Annotated in this window: 1 pseudogene; it reads left to right on the top strand. The window is 68.1% G+C overall.

Features of this window, described 5'->3' with window-relative positions:
- Positions 1–530: pseudogene (locus ABD345_RS40170) on the top strand (error-prone DNA polymerase); the annotation flags it as partial.

Raw genomic sequence — 530 nt, 5'->3', positions numbered from 1 at the left:
CTTCAACCTGCCGTTCGAGCGGTTCCTGTCCGCGGCCCGCGACGAGGAACCGGACATCGACGTGGACTTCGACTCCGACCGGCGCGAGGAGGTGATCCAGTACGTCTACCGCAAGTACGGCCGGCGCAACGCGGCCCAGGTCGCGAACGTGATCACCTACCGCCCGAAGCTCGCCGTCCGGGACATGGCCAAGGCGCTCGGCTTCAGCACCGGGCAGCAGGACGCGTGGTCGAAACAGGTCGACGCGTGGGGCGCGGTCCGCAGCAGCGTGGACCACGACATCCCCGAGCCGGTGGTGAAGCTGGCCGAGGAACTGCTGAAGTTCCCGCGGCACCTCGGCATCCACTCCGGCGGCATGGTGCTGACCGACATCCCGGTCGGCCACGTCGTACCGGTCGAGCACGCCCGCAAGGAGAACCGGACCGTTCTGCAGTGGGACAAGGACGACTGCGCCTGGATGGGGCTGGTCAAGTTCGACCTGCTCGGGCTCGGCATGCTCGCCGCGCTGCAGTACTGCATGGACCTGGTCC

Source organism: Kitasatospora saccharophila, from assembly GCF_039529925.1.
In the GTDB taxonomy this organism is placed as follows: Bacteria; Actinomycetota; Actinomycetes; order Streptomycetales; family Streptomycetaceae; genus Kitasatospora; species Kitasatospora saccharophila.
The sequence above is the reverse complement of the archived record's forward strand: the minus strand, read 5'-3'. Positions and strand labels throughout refer to the sequence as shown.